Annotated in this window: 17 protein-coding genes; 6 read left to right on the forward strand and 11 right to left on the reverse strand. The window is 71.7% G+C overall.

The window, feature by feature from the left end:
• The first annotated feature begins 125 nt into the window (after positions 1 to 125).
• The 5 genes from HMPREF2833_RS07435 (at position 126) to HMPREF2833_RS12705 (ending at position 6,437) form a co-directional block, all read left to right on the forward strand.
• Positions 126 to 950 carry an NUDIX hydrolase gene (locus tag HMPREF2833_RS07435; RefSeq protein ID WP_070637236.1) on the forward strand — a complete coding sequence of 275 codons (825 nt, stop codon included), beginning with the start codon at positions 126 to 128 and terminating at the stop codon, positions 948 to 950.
• A complete protein-coding gene (gene nadA, locus HMPREF2833_RS07440; RefSeq protein WP_070637238.1) occupies positions 947 to 2,284 on the forward strand; it encodes a quinolinate synthase NadA in 1,338 nt (445 codons plus the stop codon). The genes HMPREF2833_RS07435 and nadA overlap by 4 nt, the downstream gene beginning before the upstream one ends.
• Positions 2,277 to 4,079, forward strand: a complete 1,803-nt coding sequence (nadB, locus tag HMPREF2833_RS07445) for an L-aspartate oxidase (protein ID WP_070637240.1) — start codon at positions 2,277 to 2,279, stop codon at positions 4,077 to 4,079. The genes nadA and nadB overlap by 8 nt, the downstream gene beginning before the upstream one ends.
• Positions 4,057 to 4,971, forward strand: coding sequence for a carboxylating nicotinate-nucleotide diphosphorylase (nadC, locus tag HMPREF2833_RS07450; protein WP_070637242.1), 915 nt, complete (start codon positions 4,057 to 4,059; stop codon positions 4,969 to 4,971). The genes nadB and nadC overlap by 23 nt, the downstream gene beginning before the upstream one ends.
• Before the next feature lie 152 nt (positions 4,972 to 5,123).
• Entirely contained in the window at positions 5,124 to 6,437 is a 1,314-nt protein-coding gene (locus HMPREF2833_RS12705) for a cysteine desulfurase family protein (RefSeq protein ID WP_019310466.1), read from the forward strand.
• Positions 6,438 to 6,595: 158 nt separating this feature from the next.
• Here HMPREF2833_RS12705 and HMPREF2833_RS07460 read toward each other — a convergent pair whose 3' ends face one another.
• Both HMPREF2833_RS07460 and HMPREF2833_RS07465 read right to left on the reverse strand, forming a co-directional pair.
• Complete coding sequence (locus tag HMPREF2833_RS07460; RefSeq protein WP_019310465.1) at positions 6,596 to 7,573, reverse strand: 2-hydroxyacid dehydrogenase; 978 nt, start codon at positions 7,571 to 7,573, stop codon at positions 6,596 to 6,598.
• Between the two features lie 109 nt (positions 7,574 to 7,682).
• Positions 7,683 to 8,303: a superoxide dismutase gene (locus HMPREF2833_RS07465; protein ID WP_019310464.1), complete on the reverse strand. Its 621-nt coding sequence runs from the start codon at positions 8,301 to 8,303 to the stop codon at positions 7,683 to 7,685.
• A 161-nt stretch (positions 8,304 to 8,464) separates the two neighbouring features.
• Between HMPREF2833_RS07465 and HMPREF2833_RS07470 the strand changes: the two genes are divergently transcribed.
• On the forward strand, positions 8,465 to 9,160 hold the full coding sequence (locus HMPREF2833_RS07470) for a GNAT family N-acetyltransferase (RefSeq protein ID WP_070637244.1): 696 nt from the start codon (positions 8,465 to 8,467) through the stop codon (positions 9,158 to 9,160).
• Here the strand turns inward: HMPREF2833_RS07470 and HMPREF2833_RS07475 are convergent, their stop codons facing one another.
• From HMPREF2833_RS07475 to HMPREF2833_RS07515, 9 genes are all read right to left on the reverse strand, one after another.
• Positions 9,161 to 9,769, reverse strand: a complete 609-nt coding sequence (locus HMPREF2833_RS07475) for an SRPBCC family protein (protein WP_070637246.1) — start codon at positions 9,767 to 9,769, stop codon at positions 9,161 to 9,163.
• A 413-nt stretch (positions 9,770 to 10,182) separates the two neighbouring features.
• Positions 10,183 to 12,144 carry an alpha-amylase family protein gene (locus HMPREF2833_RS07480; RefSeq protein ID WP_070637248.1) on the reverse strand — a complete coding sequence of 654 codons (1,962 nt, stop codon included), beginning with the start codon at positions 12,142 to 12,144 and terminating at the stop codon, positions 10,183 to 10,185.
• Positions 12,145 to 12,602: 458 nt separating this feature from the next.
• Complete coding sequence (locus tag HMPREF2833_RS07485) at positions 12,603 to 13,571, reverse strand: ABC transporter substrate-binding protein (protein WP_070637249.1); 969 nt, start codon at positions 13,569 to 13,571, stop codon at positions 12,603 to 12,605.
• Entirely contained in the window at positions 13,568 to 14,245 is a 678-nt protein-coding gene (locus tag HMPREF2833_RS07490; RefSeq protein ID WP_070637251.1) for an ABC transporter permease, read from the reverse strand. Before HMPREF2833_RS07490 ends, HMPREF2833_RS07485 begins: the two co-directional genes overlap by 4 nt.
• On the reverse strand, positions 14,242 to 14,997 hold the full coding sequence (locus tag HMPREF2833_RS07495; RefSeq protein WP_019310458.1) for an ABC transporter permease: 756 nt from the start codon (positions 14,995 to 14,997) through the stop codon (positions 14,242 to 14,244). Before HMPREF2833_RS07495 ends, HMPREF2833_RS07490 begins: the two co-directional genes overlap by 4 nt.
• On the reverse strand, positions 14,994 to 16,160 hold the full coding sequence (locus HMPREF2833_RS07500; RefSeq protein WP_070637254.1) for an ABC transporter ATP-binding protein: 1,167 nt from the start codon (positions 16,158 to 16,160) through the stop codon (positions 14,994 to 14,996). Before HMPREF2833_RS07500 ends, HMPREF2833_RS07495 begins: the two co-directional genes overlap by 4 nt.
• Before the next feature lie 64 nt (positions 16,161 to 16,224).
• On the reverse strand, positions 16,225 to 16,800 hold the full coding sequence (locus HMPREF2833_RS07505) for a DUF421 domain-containing protein (protein ID WP_019310456.1): 576 nt from the start codon (positions 16,798 to 16,800) through the stop codon (positions 16,225 to 16,227).
• Positions 16,801 to 16,845: 45 nt separating this feature from the next.
• The gene (locus tag HMPREF2833_RS07510) at positions 16,846 to 18,732 is read right to left on the reverse strand and encodes an ABC transporter ATP-binding protein (protein WP_019310455.1); all 1,887 of its coding nucleotides are present in this window, start codon (positions 18,730 to 18,732) and stop codon (positions 16,846 to 16,848) included.
• 166 nt (positions 18,733 to 18,898) lie between these two features.
• The gene (locus HMPREF2833_RS07515) at positions 18,899 to 19,375 is read right to left on the reverse strand and encodes a MarR family winged helix-turn-helix transcriptional regulator (protein ID WP_019310454.1); all 477 of its coding nucleotides are present in this window, start codon (positions 19,373 to 19,375) and stop codon (positions 18,899 to 18,901) included.
• Between the last annotated feature and the right edge of the window lie 130 nt (positions 19,376 to 19,505).

Below are 19,505 nucleotides of genomic sequence, written 5' to 3' on the forward strand. Positions count from 1 at the left end.
CTCAGCCGGTCGCACCCCCGCACGTCACAGTCGCGCACTCAGTGTCACAGTGACTCTAAGAGGGTTAGAGTCTCTGTGACATCAACGGGCCCCGTCCCGGTTCTCTCCCGCGAAGGGCGGTGGTCATGGGCACCCCGTGCACGAGCATCGCCGTGTCCACCGTGATCTTCACGGTGCGCCCCACCGGGCCGGGCGGGCGCCACGAGCTCTGGCTGCCCCTGGTGCGCCGGATCCGCGAGCCGTACCACCACCGGTGGGCGCTGCCCGGCGGGCCCCTGGGCGAGGACGAGGCGCTGGAGGACTCCGCCGCCGCGTACCTGCGCCTCACCACGGGTCTCGACGCCGCCCACCTGGAGCAGCTCGCCACCTTCGGCGGCCTCACCCGCTCGCAGGGCGCCGACGAGCGCGTGGTCACCGTGGTCTACTGGGCCGCGCCGCCCCCGCGGGAGGCGGCCAGGCGCGAGGACGACCTCAACGTCACGTGGCTGCGCGCCACCGACCTGCCACCCCTGGCCTTCGACCACTCGCTGATCGTGACCCACGCCCTGGACCGGTTGCGCGACCGGATCGCGGACCCCGCCGTCGCCCGCTCCTTCCTGCCGGACTCCTTCACGATCGCCCAGCTGCGCGAGGTGCACGAGGCCATCCTGGGCCGCGCCGTGGACGCCCCCAACTTCCGCCGCCACGCGCTGCGCTCGGGCCGGCTGCGGGACACGGGTGAGCGCGTGGCCGGAACCCCGCACCGGCCGCCCGCGCTGTACCGCTTCACCGAGGACACCGCTCCGGACTTCACCCGCGCCGGTCCGCACCCCGTGGAGCGTCCCAGCCCCGCGAGCGCTCCCGGCCCCTCGAGCACTTCCAGCCCTTCAAGCAGTCCCGGCCCGCCGGGGCCGTCGACCCCGCCGAGTCCGCCAACATACGAGAGCCCTTCGAGCCAGGAGACACCATGACCTCCGTAGCCACCCGCCTCACCCTGCTGTCCTCCCGCCCCGGGGACGACGCCGCGCAGTCCGGCGCGCCCGGCGGCTCGTGCAGCGCCGCCCTCGCGGAGCAGCCGTGGGACTTCCCGGCCCCGCTCACCGAGGGCTACGGCCCCGGGGCGTCCCAGCACGACGTCGTTCCCGCAGGTTCCCCGACGCAGCCCGCCATTCCGCAGCGCTACCGGGACGCGAGTCCCGAGGAGCTGGACGCCATGATCCGCGCGGCCAAGCAGACCCTGGGGGACCGCGTGGTGGTGATGGGCCACTTCTACCAGCGGGACGAGATCGTGGCGCACGCGGACTTCATCGGGGACTCGTTCCAGCTCGCGCAGCAGGCGAAGGCGCACCCGGAGGCCGAGACCATCGTGTTCTGCGGCGTGCACTTCATGGCCGAGACCGCGGACATCCTCTCCACGGAGCAGCAGGCCGTGATCCTGCCCAACCCGGCCGCGGGCTGCTCCATGGCGGACATGGCGGACGAGGACTCCGTGGAGGAGTGCTGGGCGGAGCTCATGGACGTCCTCGGCCCCCACGCCACGGACGAGCACGGTGACGCGCGCACGGATGAGCGGGGCGAACCGCTGGCCTCGGTGGTTCCCGTGACCTACATGAATTCCTCCGCGGCGCTCAAGGCGTTCTGCGGGCGCCACGGGGGCATCGTGTGCACGTCCTCGAACGCCGCCACCGTGCTGGAGTGGGCGTTCGCCCGCGGGCAGCGGGTGCTGTTCTTCCCGGACCAGCACCTGGGCCGCAACACCGCCAAGGCCATGGGCGTGCCGCTGGAGCAGATGCCGCTGTGGAACCCGAACAGGCCGCTGGGCGGCAACTCCCCCGCAGGGCTGGAGGATGCGAGGGTGATCCTGTGGCACGGCTTCTGCTCCGTGCACCGCCGCTTCACCGTCGCCCAGATCGAGCAGGCCCGCGCCGAGCACCCCGGCTGCACCGTGGTGGTCCACCCCGAGTGCCCCATGGAGGTGGTGGACGCCGCGGACTCCGCCGGCTCCACGGACCACATCCGCAGGGCCGTGGCCGCGGCGGAACCGGGACAGACCTTCGCGATCGGCACTGAGATCAACATGGTCAACCGCCTGGCCGCGGAGCACCCGGAGCACACCATCTTCTGCCTGGATCCGGTGATCTGCCCGTGCTCCACGATGTACCGCATCCACCCCGGATACCTTGCGTGGGTCCTGGAGGAGCTCGTGGCCGGGCGCGTGGTCAACCGGGTGAGCGTGGCACCGGAGGTCGCGGCCGAGGCGTCGGTGGCCCTGGAGCGCATGCTCGCCGCGGTGCCGCGTGCGTGAGGCGCGGGACCGCCCGGACGACGATGCCGCGCCGCGCTTGCTCGTCGTGGGCTCCGGTGCCGCCGGACTCACCGCCGCACTGGGTGCCGCCGCCCGCGGCGCCCGGGTCACCGTCCTGACCAAGTCCACCCTCGGCCACACCGCCACGGACTGGGCGCAGGGCGGAATTGCCGCCATGACCCGCGACCTCCCTGGCGGTCAGCCCCTGGACACCCCCCAGCTGCATGCCCGGGACACCGAGGCCGCAGGAGCGGGGCTGTGCAATGCGGAGGTGGTGCGCGGCGTCGTCGCCGACTCCCCGGAGGCCATCACCCTGCTCACGGAGCACGGCGTGTCCTTCGACCGCGTGGCCGGGCCGGGCTCCCCGTGGGTCCAGGGGCTTGAGGGGGCGCACAGTGTGCCGCGGATCCTGCACGCCGGGGGTGATGCCACCGGACGGGTGATCCAGGAGGCCCTCACGGCACGGGTGCGGGAGGCCAGCGCGTCGGGAGGCATGAGTGTCCAGGAATACACACTGGTCACCGGCATCCTGCAACGGGGTGGAACCGTGTCCGGCGTGACCGCGCGCTCCGTGGATCCGGCGGGTCGCCTGGGTCCCGAGCACGTCCTGGCCGCCGAGCACGTGGTGCTCGCCACCGGCGGCGCGGGCCACCTGTACCCGTTCACCACCAACCCCGAGGTGGCCACGGGGGACGGCATCGCGCTGGCCCTCCGTGCGGGGGCCGCGGTGCGCGATCTGGAGTTCCTGCAGTTCCACCCCACCGCCCTGGCCGAGCCGGGTTCGTTCCTGATCTCGGAGGCCGTGCGCGGCGAGGGGGCCGTGCTGCGCAACCACCGCGGGGAGCGCTTCATGCTCGGCGTAGATCCCCGGGCGGAGCTGGCGCCGCGGGACGTGGTGGCCCGGGCGATCGCCGCCGAACGGGCGTCCGCCCCCGGAGCGCACGTGGTGCTGGACTGCACCGCGGTGCCCGTGCCGGACGGCCTGACCCGCGCGGAGCACCTGGCCCGTCGCTTCCCCACGATCGACCAGGCACTGCGTGACCGCGGGATCGACTGGTCACGCGAACCGGTTCCGGTGAGCCCCGCCGCGCACTACCTCATGGGCGGGATCGCCACCGACGCCGCCGGACGCACCACGGTCCCCGGGCTGTGGGCCGCGGGCGAGTGCGCGGCCACGGGACTGCACGGTGCCAACAGGCTGGCGTCCAACTCGCTCCTGGAGGCCGTGGTCTTCGGGGAGCGCGTCGGACGGCTCGTGGCCGCTGCGCCGGCCGATCCCGCGTCCTGGCCGGCGTCCGATCGGCATGACGCGCATCCCACCCCATCGGACCGGCACACCACCTGTGGCAGCACGGCACCGTTCACCCGTGCGGCCCTGCAGGCCGTGATGTGGCAGGGTGCCGGAGTGGTCCGCACCGAGGTGGGCCTCGCGGAGACGCAACGGGCGCTGGACGGGTGGCTCGCGGCGTCGTCGTCGGAGGGGCCCCGAGCGGACGCGGAGACCCTCGCGGAGCACGAGGACCGGAACCTCCTGACCGTGGCACGCGAGCTCGTCCGGGCGGCGCGGCAGCGGATCGAGTCCTGCGGGGCCCACCACCGCGCCGACGATCCGGCATCCACCGGTTCCCAGTGCCCCACCCCGTCAACCGCGCACCATGCCACCCGGGGCACCGACGGGGCCGGGCACCCCGGCACCCCCAGCCGCGCGGACACGACCCTCCCCGGAGGACACCACCACGTCAGCGCCCCCACCAGCACCGAAAGGACAGCACATGCTGCACCGCTCAGCCGTTGAGACCGTGATCCGGGCAGGACTCGCGGAGGACGCCCCGTGGGGTGACCTCACCTCCGAGCTCGCGCTCCCCGAGGATGCACACGCCACTGCCACGGTCGTGTCCCGGGAGCAGGGGGTCTTCGCGGGCGCGAAGGTGGTCCGGGTGGGCTTCACCGTGCTGGACCCGGCCGTGGAGGTCGAGCTGCACGTCGCGGACGGGGACGCTCTCGATCGCGGCACCACTGTGGCCACCGTGCGCGGACCGGCACGGGCCATCCTCACCGCCGAGCGCACGGTGCTGAACCTGGTGCAGCGGATGTGCGGGATCGCCACCACCACCGCGCGCTACGTCGCCGCCGTGGAGGAGACCGTGGCGGAGGTGGAGCGCGCGAACAAGCTGCCCACCGGGACCATCACCCGCACCCGCGTGTGCGACACCCGCAAGACCACCCCGGGTCTACGGGCACTCGAGAAGCACGCCGTGACGTGCGGCGGCGGGCACAACCACCGCTTCGGGCTCTCGGACGCCGTGATGCTCAAGGACAACCACCTGGCCGTGCTCACGGCGGGAGGGGCGTCCCTGCCCCGCGCCCTGCGCGAGCTGCGCCGGAAGATGCCCCACACGGCATGCATGGTGGTGGAGGTGGACCGGCTGGACCAGATCGAGGACGTCCTGGCCGGCGGAGCGGACGTGGTGCTGCTGGACAACTTCGCGCCCGCGGACCTGGTCAGCGGAGTGGCCATGATCGACGGCCGCGCGGCGGTGGAGGCCTCCGGCGGGATCACCCTGGAGACCATCGGCCGCGTGGCCGCCACGGGCGTGGACGTGATCTCCGTGGGCGCCCTGACCCATTCCGTACGCGCCCTGGACCTGGGCCTGGACATCGCGGTGGACCCGCAGCCCACCTTCTGAGACGCGCAGGGCGCGAGAACCCAGCCTCCATGACCCTGCATCCGGCCCAGGCTGCCGCACGCGAGCCGTGCCCGAGCACGGTTTCTCCTGCCCGTCCCGGGGGTGCTCACCCCAGACCCCCGCATGCCCCTACCTGTCGAACGAGGCCACCCATGATCTACCTGGACCACGCCGCCACCGCGGCTCCGCGCCGGGACGTGCTCGAGGCCATGTGGCCGTGGCTCACGAGCGAGTTCGGCAACGCGTCCAGCCACCACGAGCGCGGGCGCCGCGCCGCGCACGCGCTGGAGGACGCCCGCGAGCGCGTGGCCGCGGTGCTCCACGCCCGCCCGGGTGGGATCGTCTTCACCTCCGGGGGCACGGAGGCGGACAATCTCGCGGTCAAGGGGATTGCTCTGGCTCGCCGCGAGCGCCGCGCAACCCGCACACGCGTGGTCACGAGCGCCATCGAGCACCACGCCGTTCTGGACTCGGCCGCGGACCTCGCCCGCTACGACGGCTTCACCGCCCGGACGGTCCCCGTGGACCCCAGCGGTGCGGTCACCCCGGAGGCCTTCCGCACCGCACTGCTGGGGAACGACGACGCCGCACGGCAGGGGGCGCAGCACACGGCACCGGGCGCTGGCGGGCGCGCAGGCGGCGTCATGCACCGCGGGGAGAACGAGACGCCGGTGGCCGTCCGCTCCACCACCGCACCCGACGGGGCGGCACCAGAAGGCGGAGCCGAGGTGGCGGTGGCCTCCGTGATGCTCGCGAACAACGAGGTGGGCACCGTGCAGGACATCGCGGCACTGGCGGAGATCGCCGCCGAGCACGGCGTCCCCCTGCACACGGATGCCGTCCAGGCCGCGGGCGTGCTCCCCCTGGACGTTCGGACCCTCGGAGTGAGCGCATTGAGCCTCGCGGGTCACAAGATCGGCACGCCGCCGGGCATCGGACTGCTCTGGATCGCGCGGGGCACCCCCCTGCGCCCGCTGCTCAGCGGCGGTGGCCACGAACGGGGTCGCAGGTCCGGAACCTCCACCGTGGCGGGAGCGGTGGGTCTCGCGGTCGCCCTGGAACGCGCCGAGGCGGAGCGCGAGGAGCACGCACGCCGCACGGCGGCGCTGCGGGACCGGTTCATCGAGGGCATCCTCGGCCGCGTTCCCGGTGCCGTGCTCACTGGCCCGGACCCGAGCGCCAGCGGGAACAGGCTGGCCACGAACGCCAGCTTCTGCTTTCCCGGGGTCAACGGGGAGACCGTGCTGGTGGACCTGGAGAACCGCGGGGTGCAGGTGTCCTCGGGCTCGGCGTGCTCGGCGGGTTCCACGGAACCGTCCCACGTGCTGACCGCGCTGGGCCTCTCCCCGGAGGTGGCAAGCACCGCGGTCCGCTTCAGCCTGGGCAGGGACACCACCGCGCAGGACGTCGACACGGCGATCGCCGCCACGGCGGACGTGGTCGCAGCACTCCAGGGCCGCGGCTGACTCGCCGCCGCCTCATCGACCGACGCCGCTCACCGAACCCGGCCAGCGCGGCGCCCGCACCGCCGCTCACTCCGCTCAGGCGCCGGACGCCGACGAGTTCCCGGCGCACACGAACTGCCCCGGCGCGGAAACCCGACGCCGCCGACCACCCGCGCGAGCTACACCTCCACCGGGTACGGCGGCCTCTCCCCGCGGGCCATGGCCACCGCGTTCTCCGCGGCCATCCGTGCCATCCCCGCCCGCGTGCCCGCCTCGGCGGAGCCGATGTGCGGGAGCAAGAACGCGTTGGGCAGCTCCAGCAGACCGGGTTCCACGGCGGGTTCGTTCTCGAACACGTCCAGCCCGGCGGCGAAGATCTGCCCCTCGCGCAGGGCGTGCACCAGGGCCTTCTCGTCCACCACCGGCCCACGCGCCGTGTTCACGAGCACCGCCGTGGATTTCATGCGGCGCAGGACGTCCGCGTCCACCAGGTGCGTGGTGTCCTCCGTGAGCGGGACGTGCAGCGAGAGGTAGTCGCTCGTGGCCACGAGCTCGTCCCACGGCACCTGGGTGACGTGCCCCGCCAGATCGCCCAGTTCGTCGTCGGACACCTCGCGGTCGTGCGGCGGACGCTGCGTGAACTGGACGGTCATGCCGAGCCCCAGAGCGCGCCGGGCCACGGCCTTGCCGATCCGGCCCATGCCCGCGATCCCCAGCGTGGCACCGGTGACGTCCTGACCCACCAGCAGCTGCGGGCGCAGCCCCTGGAACTGACCGCTGCGCAGGAACTCGGAGGCTTCGTGCGCGCGGCGCGCCGCTCCCAGGAGCAGCAGCACGGCCACGTTCGCGGTGGCGTTGTCCAGCACGTCCGGGGTGTTGCCCACCGCGATCCCGTGCTCCGCGGCCGCCGCCACATCGATGTTGTTGTACCCCACCCCGTAGTTCGCGATGCCCCTGATCCGAGCCTCCCCCAGGAGCTCCGCGGAGAAGGCGTCGGAGGTCTGGGACAGCACCACGTCGTACTCGCCGCCCGTGACCGCCTCCCGCAGCTCGTCGGCGCTCATGCCGCTGCGGGTCTCCACCTCCCCCGCGTCGCGCAGGATGCTCGGGCCGGGCTCGGGAATCTCCCGGGTCACCAGGAAACGGGGCGTGCTCATGGACGGGACTCCTCGGAATGGCTGGCTGGTAGCGCGAAACCCCGCACGGCGAGCGCCGGGCGGGGTTTCGACAGGTCACGGCACCGCGGGGCGATGCGTCACCACGGGATCAGATGAGGGACTTGGCCCCGGCGCGCGCCTTCTCGAAGCGCTCGGTGACGTCCGCCCAGTTCACGATGTTCCAGAAGGCCTTGACGTAGTCCGCCTTGACGTTCTGGTAGTCCAGGTAGAAGGCGTGCTCCCACATGTCCAGCTGCAGCAGCGGGATGGTGGCCACGGGGACACCGTTCTGCTGGTCGTACATCTGCTCGATCACCAGGTTGCCGGCGATCGGCTCGTACGCGAGGATCGCCCAGCCGGAGCCCTGGATGGTCGTGGCCACGGCCGTGAACTGGTCACGGAAGGCGTCGAAGGAGCCGAAGAACTCGTCGATCGCGGCGGCCAGCTCACCGGTGGGCTTGTCGCCGCCCTCGGGGGAGAGGTTCTTCCAGAAGATCGAGTGGTTGATGTGCCCACCCAGGTTGAACTGGAGGTCCTTGGAGAGCTTCGCGGCACCTGCGGCGTCACCGTTGGCGCGGGCCTCCTCCATCTTCTCCAGCGCGGTGTTAGCACCGGTCACGTAGGTGTTGTGGTGCTTGTCGTGGTGCAGCTGCATGATCTGCGCGGAGATGTGCGGCTCGAGCGCTGCGTAGTCGTACGGAAGATCGGGGAGAGTGAACTTTTCAGCCATGGTGAATCATCCTTCCTTTGCGGGACGTGATGCTTCAACCTTCCGCCCGCCGTCTCGCCCTGGTCAAGCACGTTCAGCCCCTGGCGTACGGGCCCCGGACTCCCCGTCACGTTCTGTCACACCCTCCGCCCCCGGCCACGGGCCTGACCTAGTCTCGGGTCATGCCAGCCGACGACGCCGCACGCCCCGTTCCGCACCTCCCCCCGGGTGTCACCGCCCCGGGCTCTCACGCGGGGTCCGGAAACGTCCCGGGGTCCGAGAGCGCAGCCGGCTCCGGGGACGCCACCCAGCGCCGTCGTGAATCCGCAGGCCTGGACCCGAGCACGCTGGAGGTGGTGCGCGCGAGACGCGAGCACGCGCGCGGCATCATCGCGCTCCGGGACACGCTGGCCCGCTGGATGCAGGCGCGCGGGATCGACCAGTGGCGCGAGGGCGAGTTCGCCCTCGACCACGTGGAGCAGGAGATCGACCGGGACGAGTGGTGGGTCATGGAGTCCCCGCAGCGCCCCGGGGACGTGCTCGCGAGCGTGCGCGTGATCTGGGAGGACCTCCCGATCTGGGGCCCGCAGCCCGAGCCCGCGGGGTACATCCACGGGGTGGCTGTGAACCGCTCGCTGAGCGGCACCGGAACGGGGACCCGCCTGATCCGCGTGGCGGAGCAGGCCATTGCGGCCTCCGGGCGCACGATCTCCCGCCTGGACTGCGACGAGTCCAATCCTGTGCTCCAGCCCTTCTACGCCGGGCTGGGCTACACACCGCGCGGGGCGGTGGACTTCGACGTCCCCGGCATGGACTACCGGGTGCGCGTGCTGCGCATGGAGCGTTCCCTGGCGCCGGTGGCCCCCGCAACGCGCTGATCAGGCGCGCTGCGCGCGGTGCCGCGCGTGGGCGGCGCGGTGGGCGGCTGCCATGCGGCCCCGCCCGGGAGCACCGGTCTCCCGGGACGCCTCCGCGCCACTGCCTGCCACCACCGGCGCGGCCGTCTGGGCACACGGAGCCACGCCCAGCTGCTGGCGCATCCGCTCCATCCCCACCGTGAGCTTGCGCCGTGCCACGGCCTGCGTCCACCGGGTCCGCCACCACAGTTCATGGCGCAGCCGGAAGTCGAGGTTCAGCCGCACACGGGTTCCGGTGCTCGTGGCCCACCACGTGTACTCGAGGGTGACGTCCACGGATCCGCGCGTGGTGCGGAACAGCAGCGACTCCCCGGGCACCCGGTCCGCCACGATCATGATGAAGTCGAAGTGCAGCGGGCCGATCGGCGCCCTGAACTCCAGGGCGGAGCCCACCTCCATCTGGTGGTCGGGGCACGTGGGCCAGGTGAACTCCACACCGAACCACTCGCCCATCTCCCTGGGTCGACCAATCGCACGGTCGAACTCTTCGACGGTCACGGCCACATCCTGCTCCGCGACCATGGTGAAACTGCGGTCGGACTCCCCGACCTGCGTGATGCACACAGACATGTTTTCCCCCTAGGACGTGCCTCTCCCCATGCCGCTCGTCCCACCGAGCGGCCACGGCACGCTTGTCATCAGAACTCCAGTCTGATGCAAAGGGCACAACTCGTCACCTCGCTCGGGGTGTGTGTCCCGTGCACACCTGGTGGACAACGGTTATCCACAGCCGTGGAGAAGTCTGTGCACAATTCGAACACATATTCGATGCAACTGCATAGTCCACGGGCCGGCTGCCCCGAAACCCGCCCGTGACCAGACGAGATACCGAACGGTCGTGCGGTTCACCCGGGGAGAGCACAGGCGTGTAACTTATCCACGCCTGTGGAGAAGTCCTGTGGACAACCGCGAATGTCCACCCTTATGGGTGCAGTCACCCCTCTTGGGGGGACACTCAGATCACACCCCCCGCCGGGGGCGGTTCAGCGCACCGGGATGACCCGGAGCCACCGGAACCCGTGGGCCTCCAGGAGGATCCCGCCGCGCAGGTCCACCTCGGACTGCGCGTGCAGCAGCGTGGCCGTGGGCAGGAACCCGCTGAGCGTCTCCCCGGTCACGAACTGCGACCAGTCGCTGACGTTGGCCAGGCACAGCACCAGGCTGTGCTCGCCCGGGCGCTGGTACCCCAGGACGTGGCTGTTGTGCGTGTCGAACGGGATGAGCGTGGTGCCCTCGAACTCCGGCGTCCTGCGGCGCACCGCGATCATGCCCCGGATCCCGCCGAAGATCCGCCCCTGCACGGAGAACAGGTCGTGGCGCCGCTCGTGGTCCGCCTCCCTGCGCCGCGGGCGGTGCACCCACCGGGCGTCATCCCCGTGACCGGGCTCCTGGCGCCAGTGGGGGTCGTTGAGCTGGCCCACCTCGTCCCCCAGGTAGACCAGGGGGACCCCGCCGGTGCTCATGGCCAGGGAGTGGGCGAGCAGGATGCGGTCCACCGCGGGGCCGGGCTCGGCCTCCAGACCCAGCAGGGACGCCGTGGTCCCGCAGATCCGACAGTCACCCGTGCGCGGGTTGTCCTGGAAGGCGACGCCGTCCGCAAAGCTCCCCGGGTGGCGCCCGGTGTAGAAGGCGTTGAGGAAGCGGCGGTGACCGGCGGGGTCCACACCCAGCCGTGCGGCGTCGTCGTCGGAGAAGGTCCAGCCGATGTCGTCGTGGCCGCGCACGTAGTTGACCCACGCAGTGCCCTCGGGGGTCTCGTGGCGCTCGGCGAGCGCGGCGGAGAGCAGGGTGACGTCCCGGGTGGCCAGGGCCTCCCACGTGAGCGCCATCTGGAGGGGGTTGTAGGACAGGGCGCACTGCTCGGGGTGGACGTAGCGGATGACCTCGTCCGGGTGGACGATCGCCTCCGACTTGAACTCCACGGCGGGCGCGGCGAGGGCCGCGACGGCGCGGAACGCGCGCAGCAGGTCGTGGACCTGCGGCTGGGACTCGCACGTGCTGCCCAGCTGCTTCCAGATGAAGGCCACGGCGTCCAGGCGCAGCACCTGCGCGCCCTGGTTCGCGAGGAACAGCATCTCCCCCGCCATGGCGTGGAAGACCTCCGGGTTGGCGTAGTTCAGGTCCCACTGGAAGCGGTGGAACGTGGTCCACACCCATCGGGGATCGGGGTCGAACGGGCTCGCGGCGCGCCCGGCCGGGGTGCTGTCCACACGCGTGAAGACCCCCGGGTGGTCGTCCGGGAAAATCTCCCGGGCCGTGCGCTCGAACGCATCCGGAAGGGTGCGGTCCCGGTGGATCCAGTAGAACCGTTCGAAGTGCGGGTCCCCCGCGGCCGCGGCCCGGGCCCACTCGTGCTCGTTGGAGGTGTGGTTGAACACGAAGTCCAGCACGAGCGCGATCCCCTGCGAGCGCAGCTCGGCGGCCAGCTCCGCGAGCTCTTCCATGGTCCCGAGGGCCGGGTCCACGCGCCGGTAGGAGGATACCGCGTAGCCGCCGTCGGAGTTGCCCGCGGGGCTCTCGTACAGGGGCATGAGGTGCAGGTAGCTGAGCCCGAGCTCCCGGAAGTACGGGATCTGCTCCCGCAGCCCGGCGATCGTGCCGGCGTAGCGGTCCACGTAGCACACCCCGCCCACGGCCTCGCGGGAGGTGAACCACGGTGCCGCACCCTCGCGCCGCCGGTCCAGGTCCCGGAGGTCCGCGGGGCGCTCGGCGTAGGCGTCCCACGCGGTCAGCACGGCCCGCGCGACGACGTCCCAGATCTCCGGGCCGGAACCGTAGACGGCGGACAGGGACGTGACGATCCGGGGAAGCTGCTGCGGCAGGCGGTGGAGGAACACGTCGCGGTCCGCGGCGGCCACCCGGGTGTCCCGCACCAGGTGCTCCTGCAGCACGGCCAGCAGGTTCTCGCGACCAGTGATGCGGCGGGGAATGTTGTCAGACAGCACGGGAAGGCCTCCTCTGCCGGCACGCAGCACGTCCGCGGGCAGTGATGGTGCCCGGGATCCCCCTTGACTCCGAGCTCGGATCTGCCGGGCGCTCCGGAGGGAGGGCGCGGCCCGTCCAGCATAGGCAGGCGAGATCCCGTGACCGGCAGGTGACGTCCCCGTGACCGTCCGCGCACCCGGTGTTCACTGCACAGCGTGTGCACAGCGTTGTCCACAGGTGTGGACAACGCCCTGTGTGCAACGAGGTGCCACGTGGGGAAACGCCCGCGTCACCGCAGGTCAGCAGGGTGCGACCCCAGCCCGGTGAGCATGTGGACAACGCTGTGCAGAACGGGGTTTCCACCACGTCACCACTGTGCGTGCGCACGTGCGAATGAACGGAAGATGACGCGCGCCCGGTGGTTCCGCCGGATCGGCGGTACCACCGGGCGCGGCCCGGACCCGTGGTGGAAGTCGGCTCAGGAGGCCTTGTCGTACCCGTTGTCCTTCAGCCACTGCTTCGCGGCGTCCGCGGGGTTCTGCTGCTCGTCCCCGCTGACCTTGCGGTTGAGGTCGATCAGGTCCTGCGTGGTGAGCTTGGTGGAGAACTCGTTGAGCGCGTCCACCGCCTCCTGGGGCAGGCGGTCCGGAGCGGTGAGCGGCAGCACCTGCTGGGCGATGAAGTTGTTCTTGGGGTCCTCCAGCACCACCAGGTTCTCGTCCTGGATGGCCGGGGTGGTGGTGAAGATGTCCGCCACCTGGGCGTCGCCCTTGGTCAGCGCCTGGACCGTGAGGGGCCCGCCGCCGTCGTTGATGGGCTGGAAGGACTTGAACGAGCAGTCGTACTTCTCCTTGAGCCCGCTCACGCCGTAGGCGCGCTCCTGGAACTCCGGGGGTCCGGCCATGACCAGCTCGCCGCACACCGAGGAGAGGTCCTCCGCGGACTTCAGACCGTACTTCTCCGCGGTGGCCTGCGTGACCACCAGCGCGTCCTTGTCCTCGGCCTTGGACGCGTCCAGCACCGACAGCCCCTGGCTCTCCAGCGCGCCCGGCAGGGCCTTGGCGATCTCCTCCGCCGACGCCGCCTGGGCGTCCTTGTCCGCGAAGAGCAGCAGGTTGCCGGAGTAGTCCGGGACCACGTCCACGGAACCGTCCTTGACCGCGCCCACGTACGCCTCCCGGGCGCCGATGCCCGGAGAGGTCTCCGCGGTCACGCCGGCGTCCCGCAGCACCCCGGCGTAGAGCTCCGCAATGATCTGCGACTCGGGGAAGTCCGCCGAGCCCACGGTGACGGTGTCCGAGGAACCGCCCGAGGCGGCGTCGCTGTCCTCCGCCAGGGGGTCGGAGCCGCCGCCGCACGCCGTGAGAGCGAGCAGGGCGGAGACGGCCACCCCCGCGAAGGCCACGGGCCGCCAGCGGGGGCGGGGGGACGAGTGGTGGATGGTCATGGGCGATCTCCTGTCAGTCTGAGACCCGGCGACGTCACCAGGCGTTGGGTGAGAGCGAGAACTGCGTCGGCGGCCAGCGCGAGCACTGCCACGAGCACCACGGACGCGAGCATGCGCGAGTAGTCGCGCACCGCGAGCCCGTCGATCAGGTAGCGGCCCAGACCGCCCAGGTTGATGTACGCCACGATGGTCACGGTGGCGAGCACCTGCAGCGCGGCGTTGCGGATCCCGCCCAGGATCACGGGCAGCGCCACCGGGACCTCCACGCGGAACAGGGTCTGGGACTCCGTCATGCCCATGGCGCGCGCGGCGTCCACGAGCGCGGGGGACACCGCCGCGATCCCGGAGTAGGTGCCGGACAGGATGGGCGGGATGGCCAGCAGCACGAGCGCCAGGATGGGCGGCATCAGACCCAGGCCCATCAGCAGGGTGAACAGCGTGAGCAGGCCCAGGGTGGGCAGCGAGCGCAGCGCGCCGGCCAGGCCCACGACCACTCCCCCGCCGCGGCCCGAGTGGCCGACCCACAGGCCCAGCGGGACGGCGATCACCAGGGCGATCACCATGGTCAGCAGGCTGTAGCCCACGTGCTCGAGCATCCGCTGGGGGATGCCCGAGGCACCCGTCCAGTTGGCGGGGTCGGTGAGGAACTGGCCGGCTTCGGCGAACAGGTTCATGCGGTGGCACCTCCGGACTCCACGGCGGCCAGGGAGCCTGCCTCGTCCCGCGAGCCCCCTTCGTGGGCCCGGGTGCCGCGGCCGTCACCGCGCCGCACGGCCGGGTTCTGCCCGCCGGTGCCGGTGCGCTGCCAGCGGGTCAGCACGTGGCCCAGCAGGCGCAGCAGCTGGTCCAGGACCACGGCGATGACCACGGTGGCCACGATGCCCACCACGATCTCCGCGACGATCGAGCGGCGCAGCCCGTCGGTGAAGAGCGTGCCCAGGGACTGGATGCCGATCACCGCGCCCACCGAGACCATGGAGATGTTGGAGACGGTGGCCACGCGCAGGCCCGCGATCATCACGGGCACGGCCAGCGGCAGCTCCACCCCGAAGAACCGGCGCGCGGGCTTGTAGCCCATGGCCGTGGCCGCCTGCAGGACGTCCCGGTCCAGCGACTCGAACGCGTCCACGCACGAGCGCACCAGGATGGCGATCACGTACAGGGTCAGCGCCACGACCACGTTGACCACGGAGGTGATCTGCGTGCCCAGGACCAGCGGCAGCACCACGAACAGCGTGAGCGAGGGAATGGTGTAGAGCAGCGAGGAGCCCGTGACGAACACGGGTCGCAACCACCGGTTGCCGGCCGCCAGCCGCGCCAGGGGAACGCTGATGAGCAGCCCCACGAGCACCGGGATCACGGACTGCACCAGGTGGGAGCCCGCAAGCTCCAGGACCGTGGGCCAGTTGTTCGTCAGCCAGTTCACGGCCTCCGCCCCCGGTCCTCACGGGTGGAGCGCTGGTCCTCGATGGCGCGCATCACGGCGTCGCCCGGGACCACACCGGCCACCGAGCCGTCCTCGTGGACGGCCACGGCCTGCCCGGACGGCGAGGACAGCGCGGCGTCGAGCGCGGTGCGCAGGGAGTCGCCCGAGCGCCAGAGGGTCCCGCCCACACGCAGCTCCTCGTGCCCGGCGGCCTCACCGCTCTCGCGCACCGGGAGCCACCCCAGGGGATGCTGACGCTCGTCCACCACGAGCACCCAGTCCGACGACGCCGCCGCGCCACCTCCCTGCCACGGCACCGGGTTCTCCACCCCGGGACCCACCACGGTGCGTTCACCCGTGGTGGAGGACAGCACGGTCACGGGCTGCAGGGCCACGCTGGCGCTGTCGAAGCTGAGGGAGCGGAAGCCGCGGTCCCGGCCGATGAAGTCCGCCACGAAGTCGTCCGCCGGGGCCCGCAGCAGCTCCTCGGGTGTGGCGTACTGGGCCAGCCGGCCGCCCCGGGCGAAGACCGCCACGCGGTTGCCCAGCAGGACGGCCTCGTCGATGTCGTGGGTCACGAACACGATGGTGCGGTGCAGCCGCTTCTGCAGGTCCAGCAGCTCCTGCTGCAGGTCCTGGCGCACCACCGGGTCCACCGCGGAGAACGGCTCGTCCATGAGCAGGATGGGCGGATCCGCCGCGAGCGCCCGGGCCACGCCCACGCGCTGCTGCTGACCGCCGGAGAGCTGCGCCGGGTAGCGGGTGGCCAGGGACTCGTCCAGGCCCACCGAGCCCAGCAGCTCACGGGCGCCCGCCCGCGCCTCACGCTTGGAGACCCCGTTCAGCCGGGGCACCGTGGCGATGTTGTCCTCCACGGTCTTGTGCGGCAGCAGGCCCGACTGCTGCATCACGTAGCCCATGGAGCGGCGCAGCTGGGCGGCCGGGATGGTGGAGACGTCCTGCCCGTTGACCTCCACCACGCCGCCGGTGGGCTCCACCATGCGGTTGAGCATCCGCAGGGACGTGGTCTTGCCGCAGCCGGAGGGTCCCACGAACACCGTGAGGGACCCCGCGGGGACATCGAGGTTCAGGTCGTCGACCGCTGTGGTTCCATCCGGATAGACCTTGCTCACACCGCGATAGCGGATGGCCATGTCGGTCATGGGGTCCGTGTCCCTTCGTAGGCGTGGCCCTCATCATAGTCGGCGGCAACAATCAGCGTGCGAACTAATCGGTGCGGTCCGGGGCGAGGAGCTCGTCCGGGATCCGCTCCACACCGACCACGTCCGAGAGCAGGTGGCGGTCCACGGGGACGCCGCGGCGCAGCACGCTGATCCCACCCCCGGACTCGTGGAGCACGCAGGCCACCTCCCCGTAGGAGCGCACACCGGCCCGGCGCAGGGCCCCGTGGAGCTCGGAACGGGTGATGTGGGCGCGCCGCAGCTCCGCCTCCTGCACCTCGTCCCCGACCATGAGCAGCCGGGTGGGGGCGTTGAACAGCCGCTGCAGCCGTGGGCGTGTCCCCAGCTGGCCGAAGACCGCCTCCAGCAGGAACAGGGTGGCCAGCCCCAGCACACCGCTCGCGAGGGTGGGCGGGTGGCCCAGGATCACACGCCCGGCCACGGCGCCGAGCATCACGGTCACCACCACGTCGAACGTGGACATGGCCGAGAGCACCCGCTGGCCCAGCAGCCGGACGAACACCAGGAACACCACGTAGATCCCCGCTGCGGAGAGCACCACGCCCACCGCGTGCGGGAGCGTGATGCCGAGCTCCGCCCAGAGCCTCTCCCAGCCGCTCATGCCTGACTCCTGATCTCGAGGGAAACCGTGCGTCCGCCGGGAACGCTACCGGGCGTCGTCGTGGCCCGAGGTCGTGGCGGCGAACTGCGTCTCGTGCAGCTCCGCGTAGCGGCCGCCGCGCGCGAGCAGCTCCTCGTGGGTGCCCCGCTCGGCGATCCGACCGGCCTCGACCACCAGGATCTGGTCCGCCCGGCGGATGGTGGACAGCCGGTGGGCGATCACCACGGCGGTGCGACCGGACATGGCCTCGTCCAGCGCGGCCTGCACGTGGGCCTCGTTGGTGGAGTCCAGTGCGGAGGTGGCCTCGTCCAGGATGACCACGCGCGGGCGCGCCAGGAGCAGCCGGGCGATCGTGAGGCGCTGCCGCTCACCGCCCGAGAGCCGGTAGCCGCGCTCCCCCACCACGGTGTCCAGCCCGTCCGGCAGGGACGCGATGACGTGGCGCAGCCGCGAGCGCTCCAGAGCGTCCCAGACCTCCTCGTCGGTCACGCCCTCCCGCGCCACCGCGAGGTTGGCCCGGATGGTGTCGTGGAAGAGGTGCCCGTCCTGCATGACCATGCCCACGGTGTGGCGCAGGGACTCGAAGGTGGTGTCCCGCACGTCCTGACCGCCGATGCTCACCTCGCCGGAGTCCACGTCGTACAGCCGCGCCACCAGCTGGGCGATCGTGGACTTGCCGGCGCCGGAGGAGCCCACGAGCGCCACGGTGTGTCCTGGGGCCGCACGGAAGCTGACGTCGTGCAGCACCTCCTCACCGCCCCGGGAGTCGAGCACCGCGACGTCCTCCAGGGACGCGAGCGAGACCTTCTCCGCGGAGGGGTAGGAGAAGTTGACGTGGTCGAACTCCACGGCCACCGGACCCTCGGGCAGGGCGCGGGCGCTGGGGCTCTCTGCGATCAGGGGCTTGATGTCCAGGACCTCGAACACGCGCTCGAAGCTGACCACCGCGCTCATGATGTCCATGTGGGCGTTCGCGAGCATGGTCAGCGGTGTGTAGAGCCTGGTCAGCAGCATGCCCAGAGCCACCACGGAACCGGCGTCCAGGTGGCCCAGCAGCGCCTGGGTGCCGCCCACGCCGTAGACGAGTGCCAGCGCCAGGGCGGAGACCAGGGTCAGCGCGGTCACGAAGGTGGTCTGCAGCATGGTGGAGCGGATCCCGATGCCGCGGACGTCCGCCGCACGGGCCGCGAACTCACGGGACTCCTCGGCGGGATCGCTGTAGAGCTTGACCAGGGTGGCGCCGCCCGCGGAGAAGCGCTCGGTCATGCGCGTGGACATCTGCGCGTTGTACTGCGCGGACTGCCGCTGAAGCGAGGCCAGCCTGCCGCCCATGGCGCGGGCGGGGACCAGGAAGATGGGGAGCAGCAGCAGGGACAGCAGTGTCACCTGCCACGAGATGGTCACCATGACCGCCACGGTGAGCACCAGGGACACCAGGTTGGACACCACGCCGGACAGCGTCCCGGCGAAGGCGCGCTGGGCACCGATCACATCCGTGTTCAGGCGGGACACCAGCGCACCGGTGCGCGTCCGGGTGAAGAAGGCGAGCGGCATGGTCTGCACGTGGTCGTAGACGGCCGTGCGCAGGTCGTAGATGAGGCCCTCGCCGATGCGCGCGGACTGCAGGCGGCTCAGCAGGGAGAGCCCGGCGTCCGCCACGGCCACCACCGCGATGGCGATGGCCAGCCACACGACCACGGAGACGTCGTGACCGCCGGTGATGGCGTTGACCACGTCCCCGGCGAGCACCGGGGTCACGACCCCCAGCACCGCCAGCACCACGGACACCAGAACGAACGCGATCAGCGCACGGCGGTGCGGCCGGGCGAACGTGGCGATCCGCTTGACGGTGTCCCAGCTGACCCGCCGGCCCTTGTTGTCCTGCCCGCTCATGGTCCGCCACATGGCCATGTGGGCGCTCTGCATGCTCACGCCGTCACTGTAGACCCGCGCTCAGACGTGCCCAGCAGTCCTCGCGACCACCCCGTCCGTCACGGACTGGGCAGGGTCAGTGGCCCTTCAGTGGGCATGCTGTTCACGCCGGGATGGAGACTTCCCGGGGGACCGCACGGCACGAGCGGCCATGGCGCTGGGCCCGTCAGTCCAGACCCAGCACGCTACGGGCGTTGTCGCCGCAGTTGAGCGCGCGGCCGATCTCCCGCAGCTGCGCCACCTGCTCGGTGCTCAGCCGGTCGAAGACGATCTCCCGGACGTGGCGCACGTGGGCCGGCGCGGCCTCCTTGACGCGCTCGAGGCCCGCCGGGGTGATCTCCGCGATCACCACGCGCCGGTCGTCCTGACGTCCCTGCCGGGTGACGAGCCCGTCCCGCTCCATCCGGGCGACGATGCGCGAGAGCCGCGATTGCGAGGTGTTCGTGGCCGTGGCCAGTGCGGACATCTTGTGCTGACGCCGCGGTGCTTCCGAAAGCATGGCGAGCACCAGGTACTCCGCCAGGGACATGTCCTCCTCGGTGCGCAGCTGGTTCTCCACGCGCCCCGGCAGACGGAACATGATCGACACGAGCGCGAGCCACGCCTCCCGCTCGTCCTCGGACAGCCACTTCGTCTCAGTCATGGCAAGGATTGTAGTAAGCAAAGATTGCCGCTGCAAATGTTTCTGACCCGGGGCCGCACCCGGACGTTGGCCGCGTCCGCGCTCCCCAAAGACGGCGCGTAGCCTGGTGGGCGAGGGATTCGCCCCGGCC

This window comes from Kocuria sp. HMSC066H03, assembly GCF_001812045.1.
Taxonomy (GTDB): Bacteria; Actinomycetota; Actinomycetes; order Actinomycetales; family Micrococcaceae; genus Kocuria; species Kocuria rhizophila.

Coding starts and splice junctions, on each gene's coding strand:
- HMPREF2833_RS07435 (WP_070637236.1), top strand. CDS start 126: ATGGGCACCCCGTGCACGAGCATCGCCGTGTCCACCGTGATCTTCACG.
- nadA (WP_070637238.1), top strand. CDS start 947: ATGACCTCCGTAGCCACCCGCCTCACCCTGCTGTCCTCCCGCCCCGGG.
- nadC (WP_070637242.1), top strand. CDS start 4,057: ATGCTGCACCGCTCAGCCGTTGAGACCGTGATCCGGGCAGGACTCGCG.
- HMPREF2833_RS12705 (WP_019310466.1), top strand. CDS start 5,124: ATGATCTACCTGGACCACGCCGCCACCGCGGCTCCGCGCCGGGACGTG.
- HMPREF2833_RS07460 (WP_019310465.1), bottom strand. CDS start 7,573: ATGAGCACGCCCCGTTTCCTGGTGACCCGGGAGATTCCCGAGCCCGGC.
- HMPREF2833_RS07465 (WP_019310464.1), bottom strand. CDS start 8,303: ATGGCTGAAAAGTTCACTCTCCCCGATCTTCCGTACGACTACGCAGCG.
- HMPREF2833_RS07470 (WP_070637244.1), top strand. CDS start 8,465: ATGCCAGCCGACGACGCCGCACGCCCCGTTCCGCACCTCCCCCCGGGT.
- HMPREF2833_RS07475 (WP_070637246.1), bottom strand. CDS start 9,769: ATGTCTGTGTGCATCACGCAGGTCGGGGAGTCCGACCGCAGTTTCACC.
- HMPREF2833_RS07485 (WP_070637249.1), bottom strand. CDS start 13,571: ATGACCATCCACCACTCGTCCCCCCGCCCCCGCTGGCGGCCCGTGGCC.
- HMPREF2833_RS07490 (WP_070637251.1), bottom strand. CDS start 14,245: ATGAACCTGTTCGCCGAAGCCGGCCAGTTCCTCACCGACCCCGCCAAC.
- HMPREF2833_RS07500 (WP_070637254.1), bottom strand. CDS start 16,160: ATGACCGACATGGCCATCCGCTATCGCGGTGTGAGCAAGGTCTATCCG.
- HMPREF2833_RS07505 (WP_019310456.1), bottom strand. CDS start 16,800: ATGAGCGGCTGGGAGAGGCTCTGGGCGGAGCTCGGCATCACGCTCCCG.
- HMPREF2833_RS07515 (WP_019310454.1), bottom strand. CDS start 19,375: ATGACTGAGACGAAGTGGCTGTCCGAGGACGAGCGGGAGGCGTGGCTC.